The 23,765-nt window shown below is 44.7% G+C and carries 21 protein-coding genes; 18 read left to right on the top strand and 3 right to left on the bottom strand.

Features of this window, described 5'->3' with window-relative positions; translation table 11 throughout:
- Nucleotides 1–121: 121 nt before the first annotated feature.
- A complete protein-coding gene (locus CSUNSWCD_RS04265; RefSeq protein ID WP_009494430.1) occupies nt 122–1,186 on the top strand; it encodes a tyrosine-type recombinase/integrase in 1,065 nt (354 codons plus the stop codon).
- A gap of 222 nt (nt 1,187–1,408) precedes the next feature.
- On the opposite strand, the gene CSUNSWCD_RS04260 is transcribed toward CSUNSWCD_RS04265, so the two are convergent.
- Nucleotides 1,409–3,982: an ATP-dependent Clp protease ATP-binding subunit gene (locus tag CSUNSWCD_RS04260; RefSeq protein ID WP_009494429.1), complete on the bottom strand. Its 2,574-nt coding sequence runs from the start codon at nt 3,980–3,982 to the stop codon at nt 1,409–1,411.
- Between the two features lie 222 nt (nt 3,983–4,204).
- On the opposite strand from CSUNSWCD_RS04260, the gene CSUNSWCD_RS04255 reads away from it, so the two are divergent.
- The 9 genes from CSUNSWCD_RS04255 to CSUNSWCD_RS04215 all read left to right on the top strand — a co-directional run bounded on the left by CSUNSWCD_RS04255 (nt 4,205) and on the right by CSUNSWCD_RS04215 (nt 12,251).
- Nucleotides 4,205–5,464, top strand: a complete 1,260-nt coding sequence (locus tag CSUNSWCD_RS04255) for a S41 family peptidase (RefSeq protein WP_051990299.1) — start codon at nt 4,205–4,207, stop codon at nt 5,462–5,464.
- Between the two features lie 10 nt (nt 5,465–5,474).
- Complete coding sequence (gene purC, locus CSUNSWCD_RS04250) at nt 5,475–6,191, top strand: phosphoribosylaminoimidazolesuccinocarboxamide synthase (protein WP_009494427.1); 717 nt, start codon at nt 5,475–5,477, stop codon at nt 6,189–6,191.
- A 1-nt stretch (nt 6,192) separates the two neighbouring features.
- Nucleotides 6,193–6,453, top strand: coding sequence for a phosphoribosylformylglycinamidine synthase subunit PurS (gene purS / locus CSUNSWCD_RS04245; protein WP_009494426.1), 261 nt, complete (start codon nt 6,193–6,195; stop codon nt 6,451–6,453).
- Complete coding sequence (purQ, locus tag CSUNSWCD_RS04240) at nt 6,450–7,115, top strand: phosphoribosylformylglycinamidine synthase subunit PurQ (protein WP_034964317.1); 666 nt, start codon at nt 6,450–6,452, stop codon at nt 7,113–7,115. The genes purS and purQ overlap by 4 nt, the downstream gene beginning before the upstream one ends.
- The gene (locus tag CSUNSWCD_RS04235) at nt 7,109–8,461 is read left to right on the top strand and encodes an SH3 domain-containing protein (protein ID WP_009494424.1); all 1,353 of its coding nucleotides are present in this window, start codon (nt 7,109–7,111) and stop codon (nt 8,459–8,461) included. The genes purQ and CSUNSWCD_RS04235 overlap by 7 nt, the downstream gene beginning before the upstream one ends.
- A complete protein-coding gene (locus tag CSUNSWCD_RS04230; RefSeq protein ID WP_009494423.1) occupies nt 8,448–9,134 on the top strand; it encodes a lysophospholipid acyltransferase family protein in 687 nt (228 codons plus the stop codon). The genes CSUNSWCD_RS04235 and CSUNSWCD_RS04230 overlap by 14 nt, the downstream gene beginning before the upstream one ends.
- 150 nt (nt 9,135–9,284) lie before the next feature.
- Entirely contained in the window at nt 9,285–9,554 is a 270-nt protein-coding gene (locus tag CSUNSWCD_RS04225) for a hypothetical protein (protein WP_009494421.1), read from the top strand.
- 105 nt (nt 9,555–9,659) lie between these two features.
- A complete protein-coding gene (gene htpG, locus CSUNSWCD_RS04220) occupies nt 9,660–11,513 on the top strand; it encodes a molecular chaperone HtpG (protein WP_034964351.1) in 1,854 nt (617 codons plus the stop codon).
- A gap of 231 nt (nt 11,514–11,744) precedes the next feature.
- Nucleotides 11,745–12,251 carry a PAS domain-containing protein gene (locus tag CSUNSWCD_RS04215; protein WP_009494418.1) on the top strand — a complete coding sequence of 169 codons (507 nt, stop codon included), beginning with the start codon at nt 11,745–11,747 and terminating at the stop codon, nt 12,249–12,251.
- A 750-nt stretch (nt 12,252–13,001) separates the two neighbouring features.
- Here CSUNSWCD_RS04215 and CSUNSWCD_RS04205 read toward each other — a convergent pair.
- Together CSUNSWCD_RS04205 and CSUNSWCD_RS04200 are read right to left on the bottom strand one after the other, a co-directional pair.
- Complete coding sequence (locus CSUNSWCD_RS04205; protein WP_034964349.1) at nt 13,002–14,024, bottom strand: UDP-N-acetylglucosamine--N-acetylmuramyl-(pentapeptide) pyrophosphoryl-undecaprenol N-acetylglucosamine transferase; 1,023 nt, start codon at nt 14,022–14,024, stop codon at nt 13,002–13,004.
- Nucleotides 14,025–14,199: 175 nt separating this feature from the next.
- A complete protein-coding gene (locus CSUNSWCD_RS04200) occupies nt 14,200–15,360 on the bottom strand; it encodes an FtsW/RodA/SpoVE family cell cycle protein (protein WP_009494415.1) in 1,161 nt (386 codons plus the stop codon).
- 493 nt (nt 15,361–15,853) lie between these two features.
- Between CSUNSWCD_RS04200 and CSUNSWCD_RS11945 the strand changes: the two genes are divergently transcribed.
- The 8 genes from CSUNSWCD_RS11945 (at nt 15,854) to CSUNSWCD_RS04170 (ending at nt 23,602) form a co-directional block, all read left to right on the top strand.
- On the top strand, nt 15,854–16,804 hold the full coding sequence (locus CSUNSWCD_RS11945) for a porin family protein (RefSeq protein ID WP_009494414.1): 951 nt from the start codon (nt 15,854–15,856) through the stop codon (nt 16,802–16,804).
- Nucleotides 16,726–17,379 (top strand): TonB-dependent receptor domain-containing protein, encoded by a 654-nt coding sequence (locus CSUNSWCD_RS11940; protein ID WP_341871752.1) that lies wholly within the window; start codon nt 16,726–16,728, stop codon nt 17,377–17,379. The genes CSUNSWCD_RS11945 and CSUNSWCD_RS11940 overlap by 79 nt, the downstream gene beginning before the upstream one ends.
- Nucleotides 17,376–17,729, top strand: coding sequence for a TonB-dependent receptor domain-containing protein (locus CSUNSWCD_RS11935; protein ID WP_009494412.1), 354 nt, complete (start codon nt 17,376–17,378; stop codon nt 17,727–17,729). Before CSUNSWCD_RS11940 ends, CSUNSWCD_RS11935 begins: the two co-directional genes overlap by 4 nt.
- Before the next feature lie 63 nt (nt 17,730–17,792).
- Nucleotides 17,793–18,644, top strand: coding sequence for a class I SAM-dependent methyltransferase (locus CSUNSWCD_RS04190; protein WP_009494411.1), 852 nt, complete (start codon nt 17,793–17,795; stop codon nt 18,642–18,644).
- The gene (locus tag CSUNSWCD_RS04185) at nt 18,637–19,641 is read left to right on the top strand and encodes a FecCD family ABC transporter permease (RefSeq protein ID WP_009494410.1); all 1,005 of its coding nucleotides are present in this window, start codon (nt 18,637–18,639) and stop codon (nt 19,639–19,641) included. The genes CSUNSWCD_RS04190 and CSUNSWCD_RS04185 overlap by 8 nt, the downstream gene beginning before the upstream one ends.
- 2 nt (nt 19,642–19,643) lie before the next feature.
- A complete protein-coding gene (locus CSUNSWCD_RS04180) occupies nt 19,644–20,420 on the top strand; it encodes an ABC transporter ATP-binding protein (RefSeq protein WP_009494409.1) in 777 nt (258 codons plus the stop codon).
- 9 nt (nt 20,421–20,429) lie between these two features.
- On the top strand, nt 20,430–21,356 hold the full coding sequence (locus CSUNSWCD_RS04175) for an ABC transporter substrate-binding protein (RefSeq protein WP_009494408.1): 927 nt from the start codon (nt 20,430–20,432) through the stop codon (nt 21,354–21,356).
- A gap of 212 nt (nt 21,357–21,568) precedes the next feature.
- Nucleotides 21,569–23,602 (top strand): ATP-dependent helicase, encoded by a 2,034-nt coding sequence (locus CSUNSWCD_RS04170; RefSeq protein WP_009494407.1) that lies wholly within the window; start codon nt 21,569–21,571, stop codon nt 23,600–23,602.
- The last annotated feature ends 163 nt before the right edge of the window (nt 23,603–23,765 follow it).

Raw genomic sequence — 23,765 nt, 5'->3', positions numbered from 1 at the left:
AACTTAAATGATAATATTAATATTTTGATTAAAAGTGTTTTTTAGATTACCCCAAAATTTATTTTTTAGAAGCGTTTGGTTATAATGCTTTTCAAATTTTTATAAATTTAAGGAAAATATCTTGAAATACGCACTTGATTGCAAAGATAGTTTTGAAAACTCGTTTATATTTTGGCTGACTCGTTACGTCAAATTTAAGCTTAGCTCGCTCTCAAACAAAGAGCTTCGCGACCCAAAGGCGCTAGCAAGCGTAAATTTCGCCCTTAGCCGCGAGATAAAAAATATCGACCAACTAGACGGCCTCGTAAAATCGGCTAGAAACGCTGGACTAACGGGTATAAATACCTACTTTAATCCGCTTAAAAAGATATTCGAGACGCTCAAATTTTACGAGCTAGAAAGCCTAAAACAGATCGACGAGGAGCTGCTAAGCGAGGTGCTAGCTAGCGTCACGGGCGGGCTAAGCGACGCGAGTAAGAAAAACTACCGTATAAGCGTGATAAATTTTTTTGCATTTTTGGATAAGCAAAACGAAGAGGAAGGCAAGGCGCATGTCTTTGACATTGAGCTGAAAAACTGGGGCGGCGTGGGCGGAGCGCGCGGGCAAAAGCTGCCTGAGTTTATGAGCGAGGATGAGGTCAAGAGATTTTTGGAAGCGATCGAAAACGCCGAGTTTAAAAGCAACGCCAACCGCAACAAGCTCATCATAAAAATCATTATTTTCACCGGTATCCGCGTGAGCGAGGCGCTAAACCTAAAGCGCAAAGATATCGCAGAAGACGGCGAGCTCTACGTCATAAGAATCCGCGGCAAAGGCAACAAATACCGCGTCGTCATGATCAAGCGCCGCCTCATCGAAGCCCACCTGGACGCGATCGCGATAAACTATATAAATAAAGAAGGCTATCTTTTTATCAACAAAAAAGGCACGCGCCTAACGCAGGCCTACGTTAGCCGCATCGTCGAGCAGATCCTCTTTAAAGCGGGAATCCGAAAGGAAAAAAACGGCGCTCACATGCTGCGCCATACTTTTGCCACAATGCTTTATAAAAAGCAAAAAGACCTAGTTTTGGTGCAAGAAGCTCTTGGACACGCCAGCCTAAACACCTCGCGCATTTACACGCATTTTGATAGCGAAAAGCTAAAGCTCGCCGCGCAGGTGGCCGAGGAGCTAAGTGGAGAATAGCCGCTAAATTTGTGCGGTTTTGGCAAATTTGATTTGCTGGTTAGCGAGGCGATGACTTGGCAAATTTGAAATTTAACTAAATTTACTCGCCGTTTGCGAGCTAAGACGCTACTTTTAAATTTGAGCAGTCTATAATAATATAAGATAATTGCGCGGTTAAATTTAGAGAATTTGATGCGAGAACAAAAACGGCCGCGCTAAAAACGCGACCGTAAATTTGGTTTAAATTTTAGAGATCGTTATTTTTTCTTTGTCACTACCGACTACGATCTCGTCGCCGCTTTCAAGCTCGTCGCGCAGGATCATATCGGCTAGCGGATCTTCGACTAGCTCATAAAGTGCGCGGCGAAGCGGTCTAGCGCCGTAAACGATATCAAAGCCCGCACCTGCGATAAATTTCTTAGCCTCTTCGCTTAGGCTTGCTTTTATACCGCGATTTTGCAGCGTTTTTTCAAGCTCTTTAAACATTATATCTACGATTTTTATGAGCCCGTCTTCATCAAGCGGATTAAAGATTATCGTGTCGTCTAGACGGTTTAAAAACTCGGGTTTAAAATAGTTTTTAAGCTCGTTTTTGACCGCTTGCTCGCGCTCCTCGCCTTTTAGATCCATGATGAAATTTGACGCGATATTTGACGTGAGGATGATGATCGTGTTTTTAAAATCGACCGTCACGCCCTTATTATCAGTCGCCCTTCCGTCGTCTAGAATGCCTAGAAGTACGTTAAACACGTCCTTGTGAGCCTTTTCGATCTCGTCAAAAAGTATAACGCTATACGGACGTCTGCGTACGGCTTCTGTTAGCTGTCCGCCTTCGTCGTAACCCACGTATCCAGGAGGCGCTCCGAGCAGGCGAGATACGCTGTGCTTTTCCATATATTCGCTCATGTCAAAGCGTATGAGCGCACGCTCGTCGTCAAATAAAAATTTAGCCAAAGCCTTCGCCGACTGCGTTTTACCAACGCCCGTAGGCCCCAAAAACAAAAATGATCCGATCGGACGCGCGCCCTCGTTTAGGCCCGCTTTGTTTCGCTTGATGGCTCTTGCTAGCGCGTGTAGTGCGGCATCCTGGCCAACTACGCTTTCTCGCAAATGCTCCTCGATCATTAGGTATTTTTGTTTTTCGCTAGTTAGCATTTTGCTGACCGAAATTCCCGTCCATTTGCTTAGTATTTCGGCCACCAGCTCCTCATCTACTTGATTTTTGAGCAGCACGCCTGATTTTTTCATCTCGTCCCATTTTTTTTCGAGCTCTTTTTGGCGGTTGGCGGCTTCTAAAATTTTGCCGTATTCGATCTCGGCCGCGCGCTGTAGATCGCCGTTTCTGCGCGCTATCTCGGCCTCGCTTTTTAGGCTATCTATCTCTTTTTTAGCTTTTGAGATACCGCCAAAAACCGCCTTTTCATTTTCAAATTTACCGTCAAGGGCGTGTTTTTGTTCGTTTAGGTCGGCGATTTGCTTTTCTATCTCGGTTAGGCGAGCCGCGTTTTTGGTCTCGTCTTCCATTTTTAGCGCCTCTTTTTCGACTTGCAGCGTTACGATCTCGCGTTTGATGCGGGCTAGCTCGTAGGGCTCGCTTTCTATTTGCATTTTTAGCTCAGCTGCGGCCTCGTCGATGAGATCGATCGCTTTATCGGGCAAAAAGCGGTTCGAGATGTAGCGGTCGCTTAGCTTTGCCGCTGCGACCAGCGCGCTATCGGTGATCGTCACGCCGTGGTGCACCTCGAGGCGCTCTTTTATCCCGCGTAAAATTTGAAGCGCTTCGTTTACGCTAGGTTCTTTTACGTCGATTGGCTGAAAGCGGCGTTGCAGCGCGGCGTCCTTTTCGAAATATTTGCGGTACTCTTTTAGCGTCGTAGCGCCTACGGCATGCAGCTCGCCTCTAGCAAGGGCCGGTTTTAGGATATTTGCCGCATCCATGCTACCTTCGCTAGCTCCAGCGCCCACGATGGTATGTATCTCGTCGATAAATAGGATGATATTTCCCGCGCTTTTTACCTCGTTTATGACGGCTTTTAGCCTGTCTTCAAATTCGCCGCGGTATTTCGCGCCCGCGATCAGCGCGCTCATATCAAGCGCGATCACTCGCTTGTTTGCCAGGCTTGTAGGCACGTCTTTTGCCACGATTTTTTGCGCGAGACCCTCGACGATAGCGGTTTTACCCACGCCAGGCTCGCCTAATAAAATAGGATTATTTTTGCTTTTTCTTATTAAAATTTGCATCATGCGCGTGATCTCTTCGTCGCGCCCGATGACTGGGTCTAGCTCCTTATTTAGCGCTTTTGTGGTGAGATCGATGCCGTACTTCTCCAAGCTATCTAGCGTCTCGTCGCCGGTTTGACTATCTATCTTGCGCCCTGCTCTGATGCTTTCTAAATTTTTGCGGATCTCTAAAATATCTGTAAATTTGCCTAAAATTTGCTTGATCTCAGGCAGCTCAAGCGCCGAAATGATCCACGTATCCACCGCGATATAGCTGTCTCCCAGGCTCACCATCATAGCTTTTGCGCTTTCAAGAGAGTTTATGAGCTCCTTTGAAATTTGCACGTTTTCTTTGCTGACGTTTGAGCTTGTCGGTAGCTGTGCGGCTTTGCTTTTTACTTCAAGCTCCACCGCGTCCTTGCTGACGTTCATTTTGTTAAAGACTTGGTTGAGTAGCGAGCTACTATCTGCGACTAGTGCCCAAAGCAAATGAAGCGGAAAGGTTTGTGGATTTTTCGCGTGTATCGCTAGTGCGACACCCTTTTCTACCAGCTCTTGCATTTGTGCGGTTAAATTTTCGCCTAAATTCGCCATTTTTTCTCCTTTAGTTTATAATGAGCGTATTATATAACTTTAGTCGATTATTGTCAAGTTATCTAAGTTATTTAATATAAACACTTACGAAATAAAATTAAATTTTATTAATTCTTTTATCCTATTTTTAGGCAAATTTAACTAAAATACCCCCACTCAAAAGGCAGGAGATTAACTTTGAATAAAAAAAAGACGTTTTTGTTTTCAAGCGTTGCGGGCGCGATGATATTCGGAGCGGTTTTTAGCGCAAATTTAAATGCTAAAGCCACCGAGGACGGATCGAATTCCAAACTGCAATCGCTCTCTAAACTTACAAAAACCATTTCTACTATCGAAAAATATTATGTTGATGATTTGCAGTTTAAAGAGATTGTGGATAAAGCCATAGAGGGGCTTTTAAACAACCTTGACGCGCATTCTGGATTTTTAAACGAAAAGGCGTTTAAAGATATGCAGGTGCAGACAAACGGCGAATTTGGCGGTCTTGGTATAACAGTCGGCATGAAAGACGGCGCTCTAACCGTCATCTCGCCTATCGAAAATACGCCAGCGGATAAAGCCGGCATAAAAAGCGGCGACATCATCCTGCGCATCGACGGCAACGCGACTCTAGGCACTACTATAGATGAAGCTGTAAATAAAATGCGCGGTAAGCCAAAGACGCCTATCACGATAACCATCGTGAGAAAAGGCGAGCAAAAGCCGTTTGACGTCAAGCTCGTACGCGACATTATCTCGGTCGAATCAGTTTACGCAAAAATGATCGAAAAAGACAACATCCTCTATCTTCGCGTGACAAATTTTGATAAGCACGTAACCGAAAAGGCCGAGGAATTTATCAAAAAATATCCAAAAGCAGAGGGTATCATACTAGACCTTCGCAATAACCCCGGCGGACTTTTAAACCAAGCGGTTGGACTAACAAATTTATTTATAGATAGTGGCGTGATCGTATCTCAAAAGGGTAGAAACGAGAGCGAAAATAGCGAATTTAAAGCCGCAAGGGCAAACAAAATAACAAATTTACCGCTAGCCGTGCTAGTTAACGGTGGAAGCGCAAGCGCAAGCGAGATCGTAAGCGGCTCGCTACAAGACCATAAACGCGCCGTCGTTATCGGCGAAAAGACGTTCGGTAAAGGCAGCGTGCAAATTATCCTGCCTGTGGACGACAAAGAAGCCATCCGCCTAACGATAGCGCGCTACTATTTGCCGAGCGGCCGCACTATACAAGCGACCGGCGTAGAGCCTGATATCGTCGTGTTTCCGGGCAAAGTGCCGCAGCAGGATGAAAATGCATTTTCTATAAAAGAGAGCGAACTAAAAAAACACCTAACCAACGAACTAAGTAAAATCGACAGCAACAGCGATAAAAATGTCACTAAAACTACAGACAACAAAAAGATAATAACCGAGGCTAACGTAAACGACGATATACAACTAAAATCGGCGATTGACGCGATTAAAATTTTACAGCTAAAATAAGGAGTGCAAAATGCAAAAAAAAGAGCTGATCTACGAAGGCAAGGGAAAAAAGATGTTCGCAACAGACGATGCGGACCTACTCATAGCGGAATTTAAAGACGATCTAACCGCCTTTGATGCGCAAAAAAGAGGTAACGAAGCGGGCAAAGGCGCGCTGAATAATAAAATTTCAACGCAGCTTTTTCATCTTTTAAAAGAAAAAGGCATCCCAACTCACCTGGTCGAAACCCTAAGCGACACCGAGCAGCTCGTGAAAAAATGCGAAATCATCCCTCTTGAAGTGGTTGTGAGAAATATCGCCACCGGCTCGCTAACAAAACGCCTGGCGATAAAAGAAGGTACGGTTTTGCCGTTTCCTTTAGTGGAGTTTTACTACAAAAACGACGACCTACACGATCCGATCTTAAACGACGAGCACTGCCTAATCATGGGCTTAGTCAAGAGCGAAAACGACCTTGATAGGCTAAAACACATGGGGCGCGAGATAAACGCTATCTTGTTTAAATTTTTCGCAGATATAAATTTGAAACTGGTTGATTTTAAAGTGGAATTTGGCGTCGATAAAGACGGAAATATCGTGCTAGCAGACGAGATCAGCCCAGATAGTTGCCGCTTTTGGGACGCGACTACGAACGAAAAACTTGACAAAGACAGATTTCGCCAGGATCTTGGCAGCGTAAAAGTCGCCTACGAAGAAGTTTTAAAAAGAATTTTATCTAAGGTTTAGAATGAAAGCTATCATAAACGTATCCCTAAAAAACGGCGTTTTAGACCCGCAAGGAAAGGCAGTCGAGCATGCGCTCGGCTCGCTTGGATTTAACAACGTAAGCGGCGTGCGAATAGGCAAACAAATCGTGCTTGACGTAGACGTCGCAAGCAAAGACGAAGCGCGCAAGGAGCTCACCAAAATGTGCGAAGAACTGCTCGCAAACACCGTCATAGAGGACTACGAGATAAATTTGAACGACAAATGCGAGAGCGCAAAATGAAAGTCGCCATCGTTTTGTTTCCAGGCACAAACTGTGAGTTGGACACGCAATACGCCTTTGAGCTTTTAGGTTGTCAGACGCAAATCATCTGGCACAAAGAAAGTGAGATAAATGCCGATCTTATCGTGCTTCCAGGCGGATTTAGTTATGGCGACTATCTGCGCACGGCAGCTATCGCTAAATTTAGTCCGGCAATGAGTGCAGTCGTCAAACACGCCCAAAAAGGCGGATACGTGCTTGGCATTTGCAACGGCTTTCAGATGCTATGCGAGCTAAAACTGCTCGCGGGCGCAATGAGACGAAACGAAAATTTAAGCTTTATCTCAAAGTATCATAACTTAAAAGTGGCGTCAAACGCGAATAAATTTCTCTCAAATTTGAGCGTCGGCGAGGTTGTAAACATCCCGATTGCTCACGGTGAGGGCAACTTTTACGCCGATGAAGTTACGCTAAAAGGCCTCTACGACAACGATCAAGTGTTGCTAAAATACTGCGACGCAAACGGCGCAGAGCTAAATCCAAACGGCTCGGTCGATGCGATAGCGGGAATTTGTGATAAGAACAAAAAGATATTCGGCCTCATGCCTCATCCGGAGCGTGCCTGCGAGAAGTTTTTAGGCACGGATGACGGATTAAAAATGCTAAAAGGGCTAGTTTGCTAAAGCCCTTTTTAGCACTTTTTACTATATTTGTTTTAGCTTGCACGGCCACAGAGCCTAGCGTATTTGATATGATGGGCGACGAGCAAAGTCAAAAGGTAATCAAGCCCGCTCCGCAAACGCCGGCACAAAAGCCAAATTTACAAAACAGAGCGCCGAGCGCACAAAATAAAACTCCGAGCCAGACGCAAAGTACGGCTACGCAAAATAGAACTCCTGTAGCCCAAAGCCAAACCCCAAGCAACCAGGGCGGCACGCATCTGCGCCAGCCTATCCCGCAAAATATCGCTCCTACAAATGAGCCAGAGCTAAATTTAAAAGACAGCCAGCTCTACGAGCGCGTGCAGCCAAACGATATCATCATCAAGGCCTTAAACGTGCCGAATCAAGTCTACGTCGGGCAAATTTTTAGCTTTACGCTCTCGGTCGATATCCAGGATAACATCGCAGTTGATTTGCAAACCATCTTGCCAGAAACCGAAAACCTAAAATGGCTAAGCTCAAATTTGCGCTGGGATAACGACGGCAAAGGGGTTTATAAGGCTCAAATTTACGCCGAGGCCTCCGCCCAAGCCGTAAAAAGTCCAAAAATTACTGTAAATTTAAAGCGCAACGGCGAGTTTTTCCAAGCGGCGAATTTGACGCTTTCGCTACCTAAAATCGTGGCGCTAAAAAGCAGTAAAAAATACAATCACGTCGTCGCTCAAAATCTCGAAGTCAAAAAATACAAAACAAGCAAATTTGACGATAAAAACCTCATAATGATTGTTGAAGTAAACGCGCAAAAAGGCAATATCGCGGACTTTTTCATCGAGGATAAGGACATCATTAAACAGGGTGTAGACTCCACGAGCGGTGAATTTGACGCGCAAAGCGGATATTATTTCGCGATATTTTCGCCTGAAAAAACCTCGATAGATTTTAACTATTTTAGTCTCACTAAAAAAGATTTCGTGAGCTTTTCGCTCCCTGTCGTCGTGGAAGACGATGAAATCAGCACGCAAATCGGGCTAAATCCAAAACAAAGCAAATTTGAAATTTACAAAAATATCGGAGTTTACGCGCTTTTCGGTATTTTCTTGATCACATTTTTGTTTAAGCGCGACGCGATATTTCTCGTCGTCGTAGTCGGCCTTGGAGCCTATATCCTTTATAGCTACAACCCGTTTGGCGGAGCGACGCTAAGGCAAAACATAAATGTAAAAATTTTGCCTACGCAAAACTCGAGCGTATTTTATACCTCAAAAGCGCAGCAAAAGGTCGAGATACTTGGCGAACGCGAGGACTACGTCAAAATTTTACTAGACGACGGCAAGATAGGCTGGGTAAAAAAAGATGATATTTTCTAGGATAAAGGCCGCGTATTTCGCGGTCGAGTTTCTGATCAGCATACTTTTGGTCGTGTTTTTTATGTGGCTTTTTAAAAAGCACATTCACGGCGTGAGGAGATTTTGGGGTAGGAGCCAGCGGCTTTTTGGCTTTTATTCGCTCGAAGTCGTCGGCAACTTTGACGAGCGGGCGAATATGATCATCATGAACCACCAAAGTATGCTAGATATCGTCGTTTTAGAGGAAGTCTATCCTAAAAATCTCTGCTGGATCGCTAAAAAAGAGATCGCCGACCTGCCCGTCATCGGTCAGATCATCCACATACCGCAAATGATCTCAGTCGAGCGCGAAAACAAACGCTCGCTCATCAAACTCGTAAAAGACGCACAAGACCGCGTCGAAAAAGGGCGTGTGCTGGCTATTTTCCCCGAGGGAACACGCTCGCACTCAAAGGAGCTTTTGCCGTTTAAAGGCGGTGCGAAAATCATCGCCGACAAGCTAAATCTAAAAATCCAGCCCGTCGTCCTTGTAGGCTCTGACATAATGGACGTTAAAAATTTCAGCTTTAAAAATGGCAAAATCAAAATAATCTGCCTAGATCTCATCGATACCGCCAACCCTGAGTGGCTAGAAAACACAAGAGCTAAAATGCAAGAAACGCTCGACAACGAGAGGCAAAAAGCGACGATTTAATGCGCTGCTTTATCATAAATTTTGCCGCGCACGTAAATTTGACGAACTTTTCAGCTAAAAGTTGAGCCAAATTTACCGCGAGCAAATTTAGCCCTTAAATCCGCTAGCCAAATTTGTCGCCTCGCAAAAACTGTAAATTTAGGATGATTGATGAAAAAACTCGCAGTTATCTTTATGATTTTAACTCAAATTTTATTCGCTTCAAATTTGCCTGAGCCAGACCTTGAGATCTTTTTCGACGAAAACGCTACGAGCAAGCAAACAGACTCAGGGTTAGAACAAATTTTAGATTTTTTGCGGCAAAACCCACACCGCATAAGCGACGAGCTGGGCGAGTATTGCGACCGACTTTTCGTGCTTTTTATCTTTAATACCGGCAAAATAGACTTTGTGAGGATAGAAAAAAGCACTCAAATTTGAGAAACAAATTTTAGATAAGTTGATAGTTGTCGTATCAAGTTTAAAGATATTCTTAGCACCTTGTGCTATAATCTGCTAAAAATTTTAAAAACAAAGGACGAAAAAATGAGCGAACAATTTGAATTTCAAACCGAAGTAAACGAGCTGTTAAATTTGATGATACACTCGCTTTACTCGAACAAAGAGATATTTTTGCGCGAGCTAATCTCAAACGCAAGCGACGCGCTAGATAAGCTAAACTACCTCTGCCTCACGGACGACGCGTACAAAAGTCTAAGCTACTCCCCGCGAATCGATATCAAAATAGATAAGGACAAAAAGACGCTAACGATCAGCGATAACGGCATCGGCATGGACAAAGAGGAGCTTATAAATAACCTCGGCACCATCGCTAGAAGCGGTACAAAGGGTTTTTTAGACAAGCTAAGCGGCCAAGCCAAAAAAGATAGCGCGCTCATCGGACAGTTTGGCGTCGGATTTTATTCGGCGTTTATGGTCGCGGATAAGATCGAGGTCGTGAGTAAAAAGGCGCTTGGCGAAGAGGCCTTCATGTGGAGCTCGGATGCCAAAACCTACGAAATCTCGCCTGCACAAAAAGATAGCCACGGCACCTCGATCACGCTTTATCTAAAAGATGACGAGTTTGCCGAGTCTTACCGCATAGAAAACATCGTCAAAAAATACTCCAACCACATTCCGTATCCGATATTTGCGGATAAAGAAGAGTACGTACCGCCTAAAGAAGGCGAAAAAGAGGGCTCGTACGAGACCAAAAACGTGCAGATAAATAAGGCCTCGGCGCTCTGGAAAATGAGTAAAAGCGCGCTAAAAGAGGCCGACTATAATGACTTTTACAAGCAAATCTCGCATGATAGCGAGGATCCGCTGCTATGCGTACATACAAAAGCCGAGGGCAAGATCGAGTACACCACCCTATTTTTCGTGCCGGCGTCAGAGCCATTTGATCTATTTCGCGTGGATTATCAAAGCGGCGTGAAACTTTACGTCAAGAGCGTATTTATCAGCGACGACGCCAAAGAGATGTTGCCACCGTATCTTAGATTTGTCCGTGGCATAATCGACGTTGAGGATCTGCCGCTAAACGTCAGCCGCGAGATCCTGCAAGAAAACAGCATAATGCGTAGCGTAAGGGAGCAAAGCGTCAAGAAAATCCTGGGCGAACTAGCCAAGCTAAAAGAAAAAGATAGAGAAAAATACATCAAATTTTATAAAATATTTGGCAAGGTGATCAAAGAGGGACTTTACGGATTTAGTAGCGAAAAGGAGCAAATTCTAGACCTTTGCCTCTTTAAATCAAGCAAGCGCGAGGGATTAATCAGCCTAAAAGAGTACAAAGAGGCGATGAAAGAGGGACAAAAATCGATCTACTATATCAGCGGAAACAATGAAACGATGCTAAGAAATTCGCCGCTTTTAGAGAGCTTTAAGGCTGAAGGAATCGAAGTACTCATCATGGACGAGGAGATAGACTCTATCGTCATGCCGATGGTGCAAGACTACGACAAAACGCCGATAAAAGCGGTAAATCACACCGATATCGACGCCGAAATCAAACCGGAAAAAAGCGAAGCCGACGAGGGTAAATTTGCCACGCTGCTAGCCAAGATGAAAGAGATACTAAAAAACGAGGTAAAGGACGTAAAGCTAAGCTCGCGTCTAAGCGAAAGCGCCGCCGTCATCGTTTACGATAAAAACGATCCCGACTACGCTACGCAGATGATGCTAAAGCAGATGGGGCATAATGCGGGTAAAATTTTACCAATACTGGAGATAAATCCAAAGCACGAGCTCTTTGAAAAGCTATCTCAAAACGAGGCGATGATCTATGACGCGGCCGAGCTGCTTTTGGATATGGCTAAGCTAAACGAAGGCGTCGCAATCGACGATCCGTCGGCGTTTAGCAAAAAGCTAACTAAGATCTTGCTAAAAGCGATCTAAATTTAAGCCTTTTTGGGCTTAAATTTTGTTTCGGTTCGGCGGCGGAGTTAAATTTGCCGCCGAGTCTTTTCAAAATCTCACTCAAATCTACATAGCAAAATCCGCTCGCCCTACCCTTAAATTTACGGCATCAAATTTGATTTAGCAGACGTTTGCCATCTAAGCTGAAAAACGAGTAAGCTACATTTGCGTAATATTTGGTTATAATTACTGAAAAATTTAAGGTATGAAGTGAACGAGAATAAAGAATATTTCGTAAAAGAAGAAGATTTTATCGTATCAAAAACCGATCTAAAGGGCAAGATAACCTACTGCAATCAGCCGTTTTTAAAGATCGTCGGCGCGACGCAAGAGCAACTTTTGCATAAACCGCACAACATCATCAGACATCCCGATATGCCGCGCGTCGTGTTTAAACTACTATGGGATCGCATCAAGGCAAAGCAGGAGATCTTCGCATTCGTTAAAAACAAGAGCTTTGACGGCGGATTTTATTGGGTATTTGCTAACGTTACGGCCTCACTAGATGCTAACGGCGAGATCATCGGCTACTACTCCGTCAGACGCAAGCCAAACCCTGATGGCGTCAAATTTATCGAGGGTGTATATAAGCAACTACTTGAGGCCGAAAAAAGCGGCGGCATGGAGGCCTCGGGTAAGTTGCTCGGGCAAATTTTATCAGATGCGGGTATCAGCTACGACGAGCTAGTGCATAAACTTCAGCGAGGACAGATATAAGATAATATCGTCTATGGCAATATATAACAAGCTTGGCAAGCTTGAAAAATGGACATCAAGCAGCAATAAGTAATCATGACTGCCCCGCTGTTTTGTACTCTAGTAAGCTCAGCCAAAGGGTAAAGGTAAAGTCTGTCGGATACTTTTTCGGCTGTTTTTGACGACGATGGGTACTGTGTCAACGTCAGCCCCTATCTCTCGCAGATCCTCCTAGAGATATCTCTAAAAAGCGAGAAAAACAGCATAAGCATAATAAAATCACAAACTCCAAGTCGCCGCAAAAAATATCAAAGATATAACCGAGCTCCTGCAAGCTCAAAGCGCCATCATGCAAAAATACAAAAGACGAAGCTTCTTTAATAATGACGCGACTTGTCTACACGCCGTCAAAACGCAGCTTGCCGAGCTTTTTTAAATGTGCAATCACAATTAGATCAGATGCTGAAAACACAGGCTAGCATCATCTCATACGTTATTTTGGGCAAGTTTAAGAATGCGTATAAATTTTTACTTTATTCTGTTTTTAGCAAAAAGTAGAGGCGATCAGCTGCTTTTAGCCGAGATATCAGCGTATGCGACAAGATCGCTGCTATGATAGGACCTAATTTTAGCGGTCAAAGCCTGCAAGCCGGCGAACTCGTGTATCACTATCTAGTTTACGAGCTGCGTGAACTTAAAGACGATTTTATAAACTAATTTTCAAATTTGCAAAAATACAAAGATATTTAAATTTAATGCTCTGCCGTAAATTTAAATATTTTTTAAAATTTCATCCGCTATTTTTCTTGCGCCGCCGTTATCTATCTGCCTAGAAAGCTTGCTTGAAATTTGCGCTATATTCATCTCGTTTATCAAATTTAGCATCTCATCCGCATTGATTTCGCCGCCTTTTTGAAAGCAAAATTTGGCCAAATTTTGATCCACAAGGAATTTAGCGTTAAAAACTTGATGGTTATTTGCGGCGTAAGGATAAGGCACGAATACGCTAGGCAGCGCGTTTGCCGTGAGTTCCCACAGCGTGCCCGCCCCTGCGCGGCTTATTGCTAGATCGGCGTGACTCATCTTAAGCTCTATTTTAGGATCAAAGTCAAAAAGATCAAGTTCATCGCCAGCAAGGCCTAGTTTTTTGTACTCCTCTTGCAAACTCTCGAGCGAGTTTTTGCCGCATTGATGGATTATTTTTATGCCTTTTTCTTTAAAAACGGGAGCCAGCTTTAAAGCAAGCGAATTTATCGCCGCCGCACCCTGCGAACCGCCTAAAAATATCACCGTTTTTAGCTCGCTGCGAAGCCTAGCCGCGCTAAAAAATCTCTCCGAAACGGGATAGCTAAATACAGGCTTAAAATACGAACTAAAAAAGCCCTTTGCAAGCGGTTTTAAGAGCTTGTTTAGGTTGCCGATCACGGCGTTTTGCTCGTGGATAAAAAGCGGCATACGCGATATGATAGCTGCAAAAGCCGCAGGTGCAGCGCTGTATCCGCCCACGCTAACGACGGCTTTTACGCCTTGGGTCTTAAAGATTTTTCGGCATTTAAAGGCTAAATTTAGGATATTAAAAAGCGAAAAAAGTTTGCCCAACCCTTTTTTATTTACGACTCCGCTACTGGGCAGGAAAAATTTCTCGCTAAATGCGGCGTCATTTTCAAACCACATTTTATCCTGTCCGCTACTTGATCCTACAAATATCGTCCTACATCCGCGCGATACCAATTCTTCGTTTAAGGCTTTTGCGACAGCTAAATGTCCGCCCGTACCGCCGCCGCATATAATGATAGCGCCGCTTTCGGTTTTGTTTTGAGCTTCGCCGTTAGTCAAATTTGACGGCAAAATTTCAGCCAAATTTTGCTCTTTTTCTTGTAGATTTTCAGACGTCAAATTTTACTCCTTGTCGTCTAATTTCGGATGTTCAAATTTGACCTTAAATTTGCGTCGTAAGTCAAATTTGGGCCTAATCTTTTACTTTTTTACTCACCATCAGCACCATGCCGACCCCTATACAAAGCGCCAGGATCGAGCTGCCGCCGTAGCTTAGAAACGGAACGGCGATACCTTTGATAGGCGTGATCGAGGTGATGCCGTATGAGTTCATGATAAACGAAAATGAGATGAGAAGCCCGACGCCAAGCGTAAAGAGGTGGTAGACTTTGTTTTCACTCCTTGAGGAGACGCGAAAGATGCGGAAAAGCAAAATCAAAAGAAGCGACGTGATGATAAGTATCCCCAGCACCCCGACCTCCTCGGCGATACCGGCAAGTACGAAGTCCGTGTGCACTTCGCTCAAAAATCCGAGCTTGAACACGCCAGCTCCCAGCCCCTCGCCGAAAAATCCGCCGTGTTTTATTGCATTTAGAGAGTGCGAGATCTGATAAGGCTCCGGTACGCCCTCGACGCGTATTGCGTCCGCTATACTTTCAGGTAGTAGCGAGGTGACCATGTTTTGCACCGTACCCCACCATGATTTGATACGTAAAATTCGGTGTTCTGACGTAAAAATAGCTACAAAAGCAAGTACTGAAGCAACAGCCATACCGATGACAAAAAGCCGCTTGCTAGTGCCGGCAAAAAGCATCATAACTATAAGCGTAAGCGCCAAAACGACTACCTGTCCTAGGTCGTTTTGAAGGATGGCGATGAGATAAACGGCTATCAAAAACAAAAACATATAAGGCAAAATGAGCTTAAATTCTTGCTTTAGGCTCTTTTTACTGCCGTCAATCTTGCGCGCAAAGCTCCATGCTAAAAAGTAAACGAAACCGATCTTAAAAAACTCAACAGGCGCTAGAGAAAAGCCCGGCAAACGTATCCAGCGCTTTGCACCGCCCGCATCGGTTACTAGCGAACTAGGCAGGGCGTGCATAGCTCCCATCGCGATAGCGCAAAATCCGAATAGACAAAAGCCGATCCATACCATGGATTTATCAGGGTCAAGCCGCGAAATGCCCCACATCAAAAATATCCCGATCGCCCCCACGACAAGCTGTCTGATAAAAAAATGATAAGGCTCGTAGTTAAAGAAAAGCACGGTAAAAACGGGCAAGGAGAGCGAAAAAACAATGCCGATAGTAATGAGCGCGACGCAAGAGTAAAATATCCACTTATCCGCCTGCATTTTTCCCTTTCCTGAGTTAAATTTAAAGGGCGATTTTACTTAACTATGACTTACAAAGATGTTAATCGGATATTTATAAATTTCAAATTTAACCAACATTATCGCTATAAAAAATATACTAATATATATTATACCAATATATAATTTTAGTTTTGTATTAAGTAAACAATTTGTAACATACGCGCATTATGCAAATTTAGCATAAAACCAATAAGGAGTCTAAATGAGAGTGAAATTTTCAGTTGCCGCATGTGCGGTTTTGGCGCTATTTGCAGCATAAGCAGGCGCAGCCGATACGGTCAAGCTTCAGGGGGTCGAGGTAAACAGCGTCGGCGATAATATTAGTGAAAGCGGTATTAGCGAAGGCATACTAAACAAGGGCGTCGCCAGCGGTCCGCTAGCGGGCAAAAAGGTACTAGATACCCCATATCAGATAAACACGATCACAAAAGAAACGATGAATCACCAAGGCGTGACCGGTTTTTAGGATGCGGTGAAGTATTTTCCTTCAGCGCAAATCCAAACTAGGGGCGGCATCGGGGTCGGCCGTCCGCAGACTCGCGGCTTTCAGGGCTCAGTCGTCGGTAACGTACTTTGGGACGGCTTTTACTCTGTTTCTACTACGGCTATACCTATGTATATGTTTGAGGGTCTTCAGATACAAAACGGTCTTGCAGGCTCGCTTTACGGCGGACAAGATCCGGCAGACATCTTTAACTATACAAGAAAGCGTCCGATACCGTTTTCAAATACGTTTTGGGCCGACTATAAGAGTAGGTTAAATTTCGGTGTAGGCTGGGATACTTCGTATAGATTCGAGTACGTCGGATACCGCGGCGTATTTTATAAAAGCGATGGTGCCAAGCAAGCTAAAAATAGCGACTATGAAAGAAATTTAGCTAGCCTTGGTCTTGACTTTTACTTGACTGAAAATTTTACTATCGAGACGAATTTTAGTTACTACAAACACAAAATGCTTGGGATACCTGGCGGCTTTTCGGTGCCGGGTAGAAACGGCGTTTTAAACTTCGCCATTCCGGATGCAGCTAAAAACACGAAAGCCGGCCTAGAGCAAGAGTGGGCGGGAAGCAACCTAAAAACTACGACTGCTAGCGTTAAATTTAAATACGCGCCGACTGAAAGTTGGTATTTTGAGGGCGGCTATCAGTGGCAAAAAGCTATCCGAGACATGTACGGCACAAGCAAAACATTTACGAATCAAAACGACGATTTTATCGTAGCAGCTAGCGGCGGAAACGGCGCTGCCAGCAGGTTTGATGTGCAAAGCTGGTTTGCTAAAGCCGCGACAGAGTTTGAGACGCTCGGCATAGAGCACAACTTCGGCTTGCAGGCAAACGGATATATATGGACGATATACGGCGCAAAAACCGCCGGCGGAAGAGCAAATTATATAATCCAAAAACATTTTCAAATCCGCACGTAACAAAAGGCGGCGGAGCTTATAAAAATAGCCAAAGTACTATGAAAAACCTAACTATCGCCGACGATATCAAGCTAAACGACTACCTTAGCGTCATTTTAAGCGCGGCTAGAAGCAACTTTGAGAACAAAAACAAGCAAACAGGCGTAAAAACGTACGACGAGAGCGGCACTAGCTATGCGGCGAGCTTTATTTATCGCCCGGTAGAAAACGTAAGCCTATACTTCACATATGCAGACAGCTTGCAAGCAGGCTCAAGCTATACCTACGAAAGAACCAATCCAAGATACGGCGAAACGGTAGTTTTAAAGCCTTTTAGAAGTAAACAATACAAGATTGGCGCAAAAGCTAGGATAGAGGATATCGACCTATCTGCGGCGCTTTTTGAGATAAAACGCCCGATAGCCTATCTAGGCGACAACAACGAATATAGCATCCAAGGCGAACAGGTAAATAGAGGCATGGAATTTACAGCCGGAGGCAAGATAACGAGCGATCTTAGCGTAATGGGCGGTGTCGCACTAATACAGCCTAAGCTAAAAAAGCAAAACAAGCTTATGCGCAGGGCAAGATCGTGATCGGCGAGCCCAAAGTTCAGTCAAATTTACTCTTTGACTACGTCGTGCCAAATACCGACAAGCTAGCCCTAAGTGCAAATTTACACTACACCGGCAAACGCTACGCCGATCAGCGCAATGTAAACGCGGTGCCTGCGTACTTTACCACAGATCTTGGCATCCGCTACGTGACCAAAGAGTGGCTAGGCAAGCAAACTACGCTAAGATTTAACGTAAATAACGTATTTGATAAAAAGTACTGGGTCGGAATGTTCCCGTCAAATATCGACGGAACTACGACGGGTGCGGGCACAAGTATCTTTTTAGGACAGAGCAGGACGTTTATGCTCCCAGCGGAAGTCAAATTTTAAAATTTGCCCTTCTAGGACGCCTTGGATAGTTTAGGCGTCCTGTCTTAAATTTAAGGAGCAAACATGCAAGGACTACTAAACTGGCAGGCGATTAGGGAGCTTAAATTTGCGCCTATGACTAGAGACGGAGCCGGCGGAAGCGCGGTTGATTGGGATAAAGTAGCTGTGATGTATAACGGCATGGCTGAGCTTGAAAAGCGTAGTGCGCAAATTTTAGCAGACGCTCTACCGATAACGTCCGAAGATAGCGTGCTAGACGTGGGCTGCGGACCGGGACGCCTTAGCATACCTATGGCTAGACGGGCTAAAAGCCTGACCGCGCTTGACGCGTTTGGAGAGATGCTTAAATTTTGTAAGCAAAATGCCAAAAACGCTGGCGTAAAAAATATAAAATTTATGCAAAAAAGCTGGCTAGATAGCGATGCCTTGGACATAATCGGCAAGCACGATGTCGTCGTCGCCTCGCGTTCGGTCGGTCTTGGCGATATAAAAAGGCTAAACGACGCAGCGAAAAAATACGTATGCATAACTAGCTTTTTAGAAGATCATCCAAGTCTTAGAAAAATTTGGATGGATTTGCTTGCTGGCATCGACGAAAGAGCATCTAAGCGTCCGCCTTTTATAAACGAAAATCCTAGAATGTTTGGCTATAACGCTACTTTCAATATGCTTTACGATCTGGGCGCAAACGTAAATGTGCGTATATTTGATACCGTTTATGAAAAGAGTTTTATGAGCAAGGACGAGGCTTACGAATTTTTAAAATTCGTCGGAGAAATCCCAAAAGAAAAAGAAAAAAATTTTAGAAAAAACGTGGATAAATGGCTAGTAAAAGATGGTAGCGGGGTTAAATTTTACCGAACGACGAAAAGCTACGCTATGTGGTACGACGTAAGCGAGGTAAAATTTGAATAACAAAGCCTTTTTTGCCGTTTTAACGATTGTGCTGATAGTTTGCGCCTTTGCTTCTCTGACTCTTGGCAGATACGGTCTGGGTGTGGCCGAAATTTTTGCTAGCTTAAAATCTTTGCTATTTGGCTCGCCGCCGTCAAACGAGCAAGCTCACGCCGTAATAACGCAAATCAGACTTCCTCGCATCGCCTTTGCGGTGCTGGTGGGAGCCGCCCTTTCCGCAGCCGGCGCCGTGTATCAAGGGCTTTTTAAAAATCCCTTAGTCTCCCCCGATATTCTGGGCGTATCTAGCGGCGCAGCGGTCGGAGCTAGCATCGCTATCATCCTTTCCTTGCCCGTGCTTTACGTCTCACTAATGTCTTTTGGCTTTGGACTTGCAGCCGTTTTTGCGGTGGTTTTTTTAAGCCAACTCATAGCTAGAGGCAAGCTAAACGTCATCATAATGGTACTCTCAGGCGTCGTCATATCTTCGCTTTTCGGCGCTTTTAGCTCGCTTTTAAAATTTCTAGCAGATAGCGAAAACAAGCTACCCGAGATCACGTTTTGGCTGATGGGTAGCCTAGCTCGCACGGGAGGATATCAAAACGCCCTTTATATGCTAGGCGTCACGGCGCTTTGCTCGGTGCCTCTATTTTTGCTTAGATTTAGGCTAAATATCTTGGCATTTGGCGAAGAAGAAGCAAAGGCTATGGGCGTAAACGTCAAATTTTACAGCTTTATCATCATCTGCGCCTCTACTTTGCTGACGGCTTCTAGCATGGCTTTTTGCGGTATCATAGGCTGGGTCGGACTCATCGTGCCGCACATCGCTCGTTCTATCGTGGGGGCAAATTTTAACGCTCTCTTGCCCGCTTCAATGCTAATTGGCGCACTATTTTTGCTAGTAGTAGATACGATCGCAAGGTGCGCGATGGCTAGCGAGATACCCCTTGGTATCATCACCTCGCTGATTGGCGCACCCGTTTTTATCTACTTGCTTTATCAGAGCAAAAAGGGTTAGCTGTGAAATTTGAGATAAAAAATTTAAGCTGCGGATACGGCAAAAAGCTAGTCGTAAAGGATTTTAGCGCCGAGCTAAAAGACGGAGAAATTTTATGCTTGCTCGGACCCAATGGCGTAGGCAAGACGACCGTTTTTAAGACCATTTTAGGATTTTTAAAGCCTTTTGGCGGTGAGGTTTTTGCAGATGGGAGAAATTTTTTCGCTTTAAACGATAAAGAGCGAGCAAAGATCGTTAGCTACGTGCCTCAGGCTCATACTCCGCCGTTTGCTTTTAAGGTTTTAGACGTCGTTTTAATGGGGCGCTCGCCTTATATCGGAACCTTTGAAAATCCAAGCGCAAAGGACGTAAAGATCGCCGAACAAAAGCTTGAAATGCTAGGAATGAGCGAATTTGCGGATAAAATTTACACCGATATCAGCGGCGGAGAGAGGCAAATGGTCTTAATCGCAAGAGCTTTAGCGCAGGAAGCAAACGCCGTTATGCTAGACGAGCCCGCTTCAAATTTGGACTTTGGCAACCAAATAAAAATTCTAAAGGCGGTAAAAGAACTAGCAGCAAACGGGCATAAGATCATCATGACTTCGCACTTTGCCGAGCATGCTTTTTATATAGACGCCAAGGTTGCGCTTTTAAAAAGAGATCAAAATATCATCTACGGCAGCGCGAGCGAAGCGATAACGGATGAAAATTTAAGGCTCGCATATGGCGCCGATATAAGAGTAGTAAAAAACGAGATCGAGGGCAGAAGCGTCTACTCCTGCGTCCCGATCATTTAAGGAGAAAAAATGAGAAAAATTTTGGCGATTTTGATTTTGGCGGTTTGTATCTTGCAGGCGCGTATCGTCGTTGATGACGATGGCAAAGAGGTGCAAATACCTGATAACGTAGAGCGCATAACGCCGATGATAGGGGCATTTACGCAGATGAGCGCAATGCTAACCGGCGAAGATAAAATCATCTCTGGCGCAGCGCGGCTACCAAAAATGATGAGTAAAATTTTCCCAAAAATAAAAACGATGAATAACGTAAGCGGCTCGCTAACAAGCAGCGCCGAGACAATAATCGCCTCAAATACGCAGGTGGTTTTTGGGCCAGTCGGTATGATATTTGACGAAAATCAAAGAGCGCAACTAGAAGCCGCCGGCATCGCGGTCGTAAATATAAATAAATTTAGCAACGCTAGCGAGATAAAAGGCGCAGTTAATAAAATAGCCCAAATTTTAGGCGGCGATGCAGTAAAAAAGGCGGAGGAATTTGATGAGTATTTTGATGAAAATATAAAATACGTAAGCGAAAAAGTTCAAAATATCAAGGATAAAAAGCGGGTTTTGGCTCTAAATTTTAACTCTGGAAATTTTAGCACGATCAGTAGCAAAGATATCGGCGCAGAGTACATAAAAATCGCTGGCGGCATAAATTTAAGCTCCCAAGATAACGAGGCGGATTTTAAGATTTCAAAGACGATAAACGAGGAGCAAGTTATTATCTTTAATCCAGATATAATCATAACCAATTCGCGCGAAGGCAAGGAAAAGATCTTAAATAATCCCGCGTTTGAAAAACTAAAAGCCGTTAAAGACGGCGCCGTATTCGTCGTGCCTAGCGGAGTTTATCTGTGGAGCGTGCGTAGCGCTGAGGGTGCTTTGCAGCCACTTTGGCTAGCCAAAATCTTTTATCCTGAAATTTTTTACCGAGCTAAATTTAGAAGATGAAGTCAAAAAATTTTACCTCAAATTTTACCGCTACGAGCTAAGTGACGAGGAGCTAAAAGAAATACTAAATCCAAAATAAACTAGCTTAAATTTACTTTGCGGCCCTGCAAAAAGCAGGGTCAAGTCAAATTTCCGCTACATCGGCTACTTTCGTATTTTTAAAAATTTAAGCCCGTTTAGGTATAATCCACCCTTTTAAACGCGAGGAAAATATGCCCCTTTCAAAACTAAATCAAGAACAATACGCCGCCGCGACCGCTCCCGCCGGGCACAATCTAGTCATCGCAAGTGCGGGCACCGGTAAAACCAGCACCATCGTCGCACGCATCGCTCATCTGCTAAATTTAGGCGTAAAGCCCGAGAAAATTTTGCTACTAACCTTCACCAACAAAGCCGCGGCCGAGATGATCGAGCGTCTAAACCGACATTTTGATAAAAAAATCACCTCGCGCATCACGGCGGGCACCTTTCACTCGGTTTCTTATTCGCTGCTTAAATTTCTAGAAAAACCGGTTACGCTAAAGCAACCAAGCGAGCTAAAAACGCTGCTAAAATCGCTCGTCGAAAGGCGCAAATTTAACCACCTAAGCGATGTTAAACCGTACGGGGGCGCTTATCTTTACGACGCGTATTCGCTATTTCAAAATTTAGCCCTAAAGCAGACTTTTGGCGAGTGGCTAAAGGAGCGAAGCGACGAGCAAGGCGTTTATGCCGAGATTTACGAGGACGTTTTGCGCGAATTTGAGGAGGAAAAGAGCAAATTTGGCTACGCGGATTTTAATGACTTGCTTATCAAAATGCGTAACGAACTGAGAAAAGGTGCGCCGCTAAAATTTGAAGAAATCTTAGTCGACGAGTATCAGGACACAAACTCGCTGCAAGGCTCGCTAATCAGCGCTTTTGAGACGAAAAGCCTTTTTTGCGTCGGGGATTTTGACCAGAGTATTTACGCTTTTAACGGCGCAAACATCGAGATCATCGGCTCGTTTAAGGACCGATTCGCAGACGCTAAAATCTACGCGCTAAACATCAACTATCGCAGTAGCTCCGCGATCCTGGCTCTAGCCAACAAAGTCATCGCAAACAACCCGCGCCTTTACGAAAAAAAGCTGGTCGTCGGCCGCGAGGGCAAATTTACCTCGCCAAAGCTGCTAGTTTACAACGAGCTTTTCGACCAATACTCAAACATCGCGCAGGTCATCGCCGTCAGCAAATACAAAAAAGAAAACATCGCTATCATCTTTCGCAACAACTCAAGCGCCGACGGCCTAGAAGTCGCGCTACGGGAGCTTGGTATCGGCTCCAAGCGCAAGGGCGGTGTGAGTTTTTTTGAGAGCCGCGAGGTGCGCGCGGCGATGGATCTACTAGGCATCCTCATAAACCCAAAGGACATTATGGCCTTTATCCACGTATGCGAATACGCAAAAGGCGTCGGTGCGGCGCTTAGCAAGGAGATTTTCGAGGTGCTGAGCAAGGTTGGACACGGCGACGTCGTGCGCGGATTTTTGCAGCCTGATGAGAGCGTGGAGGCCTTTGCCAAAAAGACCAAAAACTACCAGCTGGGGCTTTTTGACGAGCTTGACGAGGTCGGAGAGAAGTCTCGCTTTGCTAAATTTAACTTTAGCGAGAAATTTTTCGCGCATCCGATTTTAAAAATGCAAAAACTAAGCGAGAGCGGCGGGCAGTTTTTGTATGAAATTTACAACTTTTTAAACGCCGCCAAACGCCACTCACGCCCGACCTCGCTGATAGAGGATCTCAAAAATAGCAAAATTTACGCCCTCATCGCCGACAATCTCGCAACCAAGCGCGCCACGCAAAAAAACGGCAACGTCGACGAAACGCTAAAAAAAGAGGCTCTAGAACGCATCGCGGGCAAGCTCGAGGTGCTGGGCGAACTGGCCAAAAACTACTCGGAGGCGGAGAAATTTTATAACTTTATCACACTAGGCAGTAGCGAGATGAGCAGCGGCGAAGGTGTGAATTTGCTAAGCGTGCACGCGAGCAAGGGGCTTGAGTTTGACCTCGTTTTCGTAGTCGATCTCGCGCAAAATCGCTTCCCGAACCTCAAACTCATGAGCATGGGCGGCTCGCTCGAGGAGGAGCGGCGGCTCTTTTATGTCGCGGTCACTCGCGCACGCGACGAGCTGATTTTAAGCTACGCCAAATACGACAAAATCAAAAAAATAAACTATCAGCCCAGCCAGTTTTTGATCGAGGCTGGGATGGCTAGTGCGGGGATTTAAATTTGACGGCAAATTTGACCGATGTGAAATTTAAAGTCGTTTAAATTTAGCCGCCCTATTTTATCTTTCATCTGCCGCAATCGGCGCTTAGCAAAACCTGCGCCTTGAAAATGCCAAATTTAACTAAACTTCAAATTTTAATTTAAAAAGTCAGAAGTGGCGC

The organism is Campylobacter showae CSUNSWCD (assembly GCF_000313615.1).
Lineage (GTDB): Bacteria > Campylobacterota > Campylobacteria > Campylobacterales > Campylobacteraceae > Campylobacter_A > Campylobacter_A showae_A.
Note: the sequence above shows the minus strand (reverse complement) of the source record. Positions and strands in the feature narration are given on the sequence as shown.

What these genes read in the sequence shown, in the direction of transcription:
- CSUNSWCD_RS04260 (WP_009494429.1), bottom strand. Translation starts at nt 3,982, where the DNA reads ATGGCGAATTTAGGCGAAAATTTAACCGCACAAATGCAAGAGCTGGTA.
- CSUNSWCD_RS04255 (WP_051990299.1), top strand. Translation starts at nt 4,205, where the DNA reads ATGATATTCGGAGCGGTTTTTAGCGCAAATTTAAATGCTAAAGCCACC.
- purC (WP_009494427.1), top strand. Translation starts at nt 5,475, where the DNA reads ATGCAAAAAAAAGAGCTGATCTACGAAGGCAAGGGAAAAAAGATGTTC.
- purS (WP_009494426.1), top strand. Translation starts at nt 6,193, where the DNA reads ATGAAAGCTATCATAAACGTATCCCTAAAAAACGGCGTTTTAGACCCG.
- purQ (WP_034964317.1), top strand. Translation starts at nt 6,450, where the DNA reads ATGAAAGTCGCCATCGTTTTGTTTCCAGGCACAAACTGTGAGTTGGAC.
- CSUNSWCD_RS04230 (WP_009494423.1), top strand. Translation starts at nt 8,448, where the DNA reads ATGATATTTTCTAGGATAAAGGCCGCGTATTTCGCGGTCGAGTTTCTG.
- CSUNSWCD_RS04225 (WP_009494421.1), top strand. Translation starts at nt 9,285, where the DNA reads ATGAAAAAACTCGCAGTTATCTTTATGATTTTAACTCAAATTTTATTC.
- htpG (WP_034964351.1), top strand. Translation starts at nt 9,660, where the DNA reads ATGAGCGAACAATTTGAATTTCAAACCGAAGTAAACGAGCTGTTAAAT.
- CSUNSWCD_RS04200 (WP_009494415.1), bottom strand. Translation starts at nt 15,360, where the DNA reads ATGCAGGCGGATAAGTGGATATTTTACTCTTGCGTCGCGCTCATTACT.
- CSUNSWCD_RS11940 (WP_341871752.1), top strand. Translation starts at nt 16,726, where the DNA reads ATGGACGATATACGGCGCAAAAACCGCCGGCGGAAGAGCAAATTATAT.
- CSUNSWCD_RS04190 (WP_009494411.1), top strand. Translation starts at nt 17,793, where the DNA reads ATGCAAGGACTACTAAACTGGCAGGCGATTAGGGAGCTTAAATTTGCG.
- CSUNSWCD_RS04175 (WP_009494408.1), top strand. Translation starts at nt 20,430, where the DNA reads ATGAGAAAAATTTTGGCGATTTTGATTTTGGCGGTTTGTATCTTGCAG.
- CSUNSWCD_RS04170 (WP_009494407.1), top strand. Translation starts at nt 21,569, where the DNA reads ATGCCCCTTTCAAAACTAAATCAAGAACAATACGCCGCCGCGACCGCT.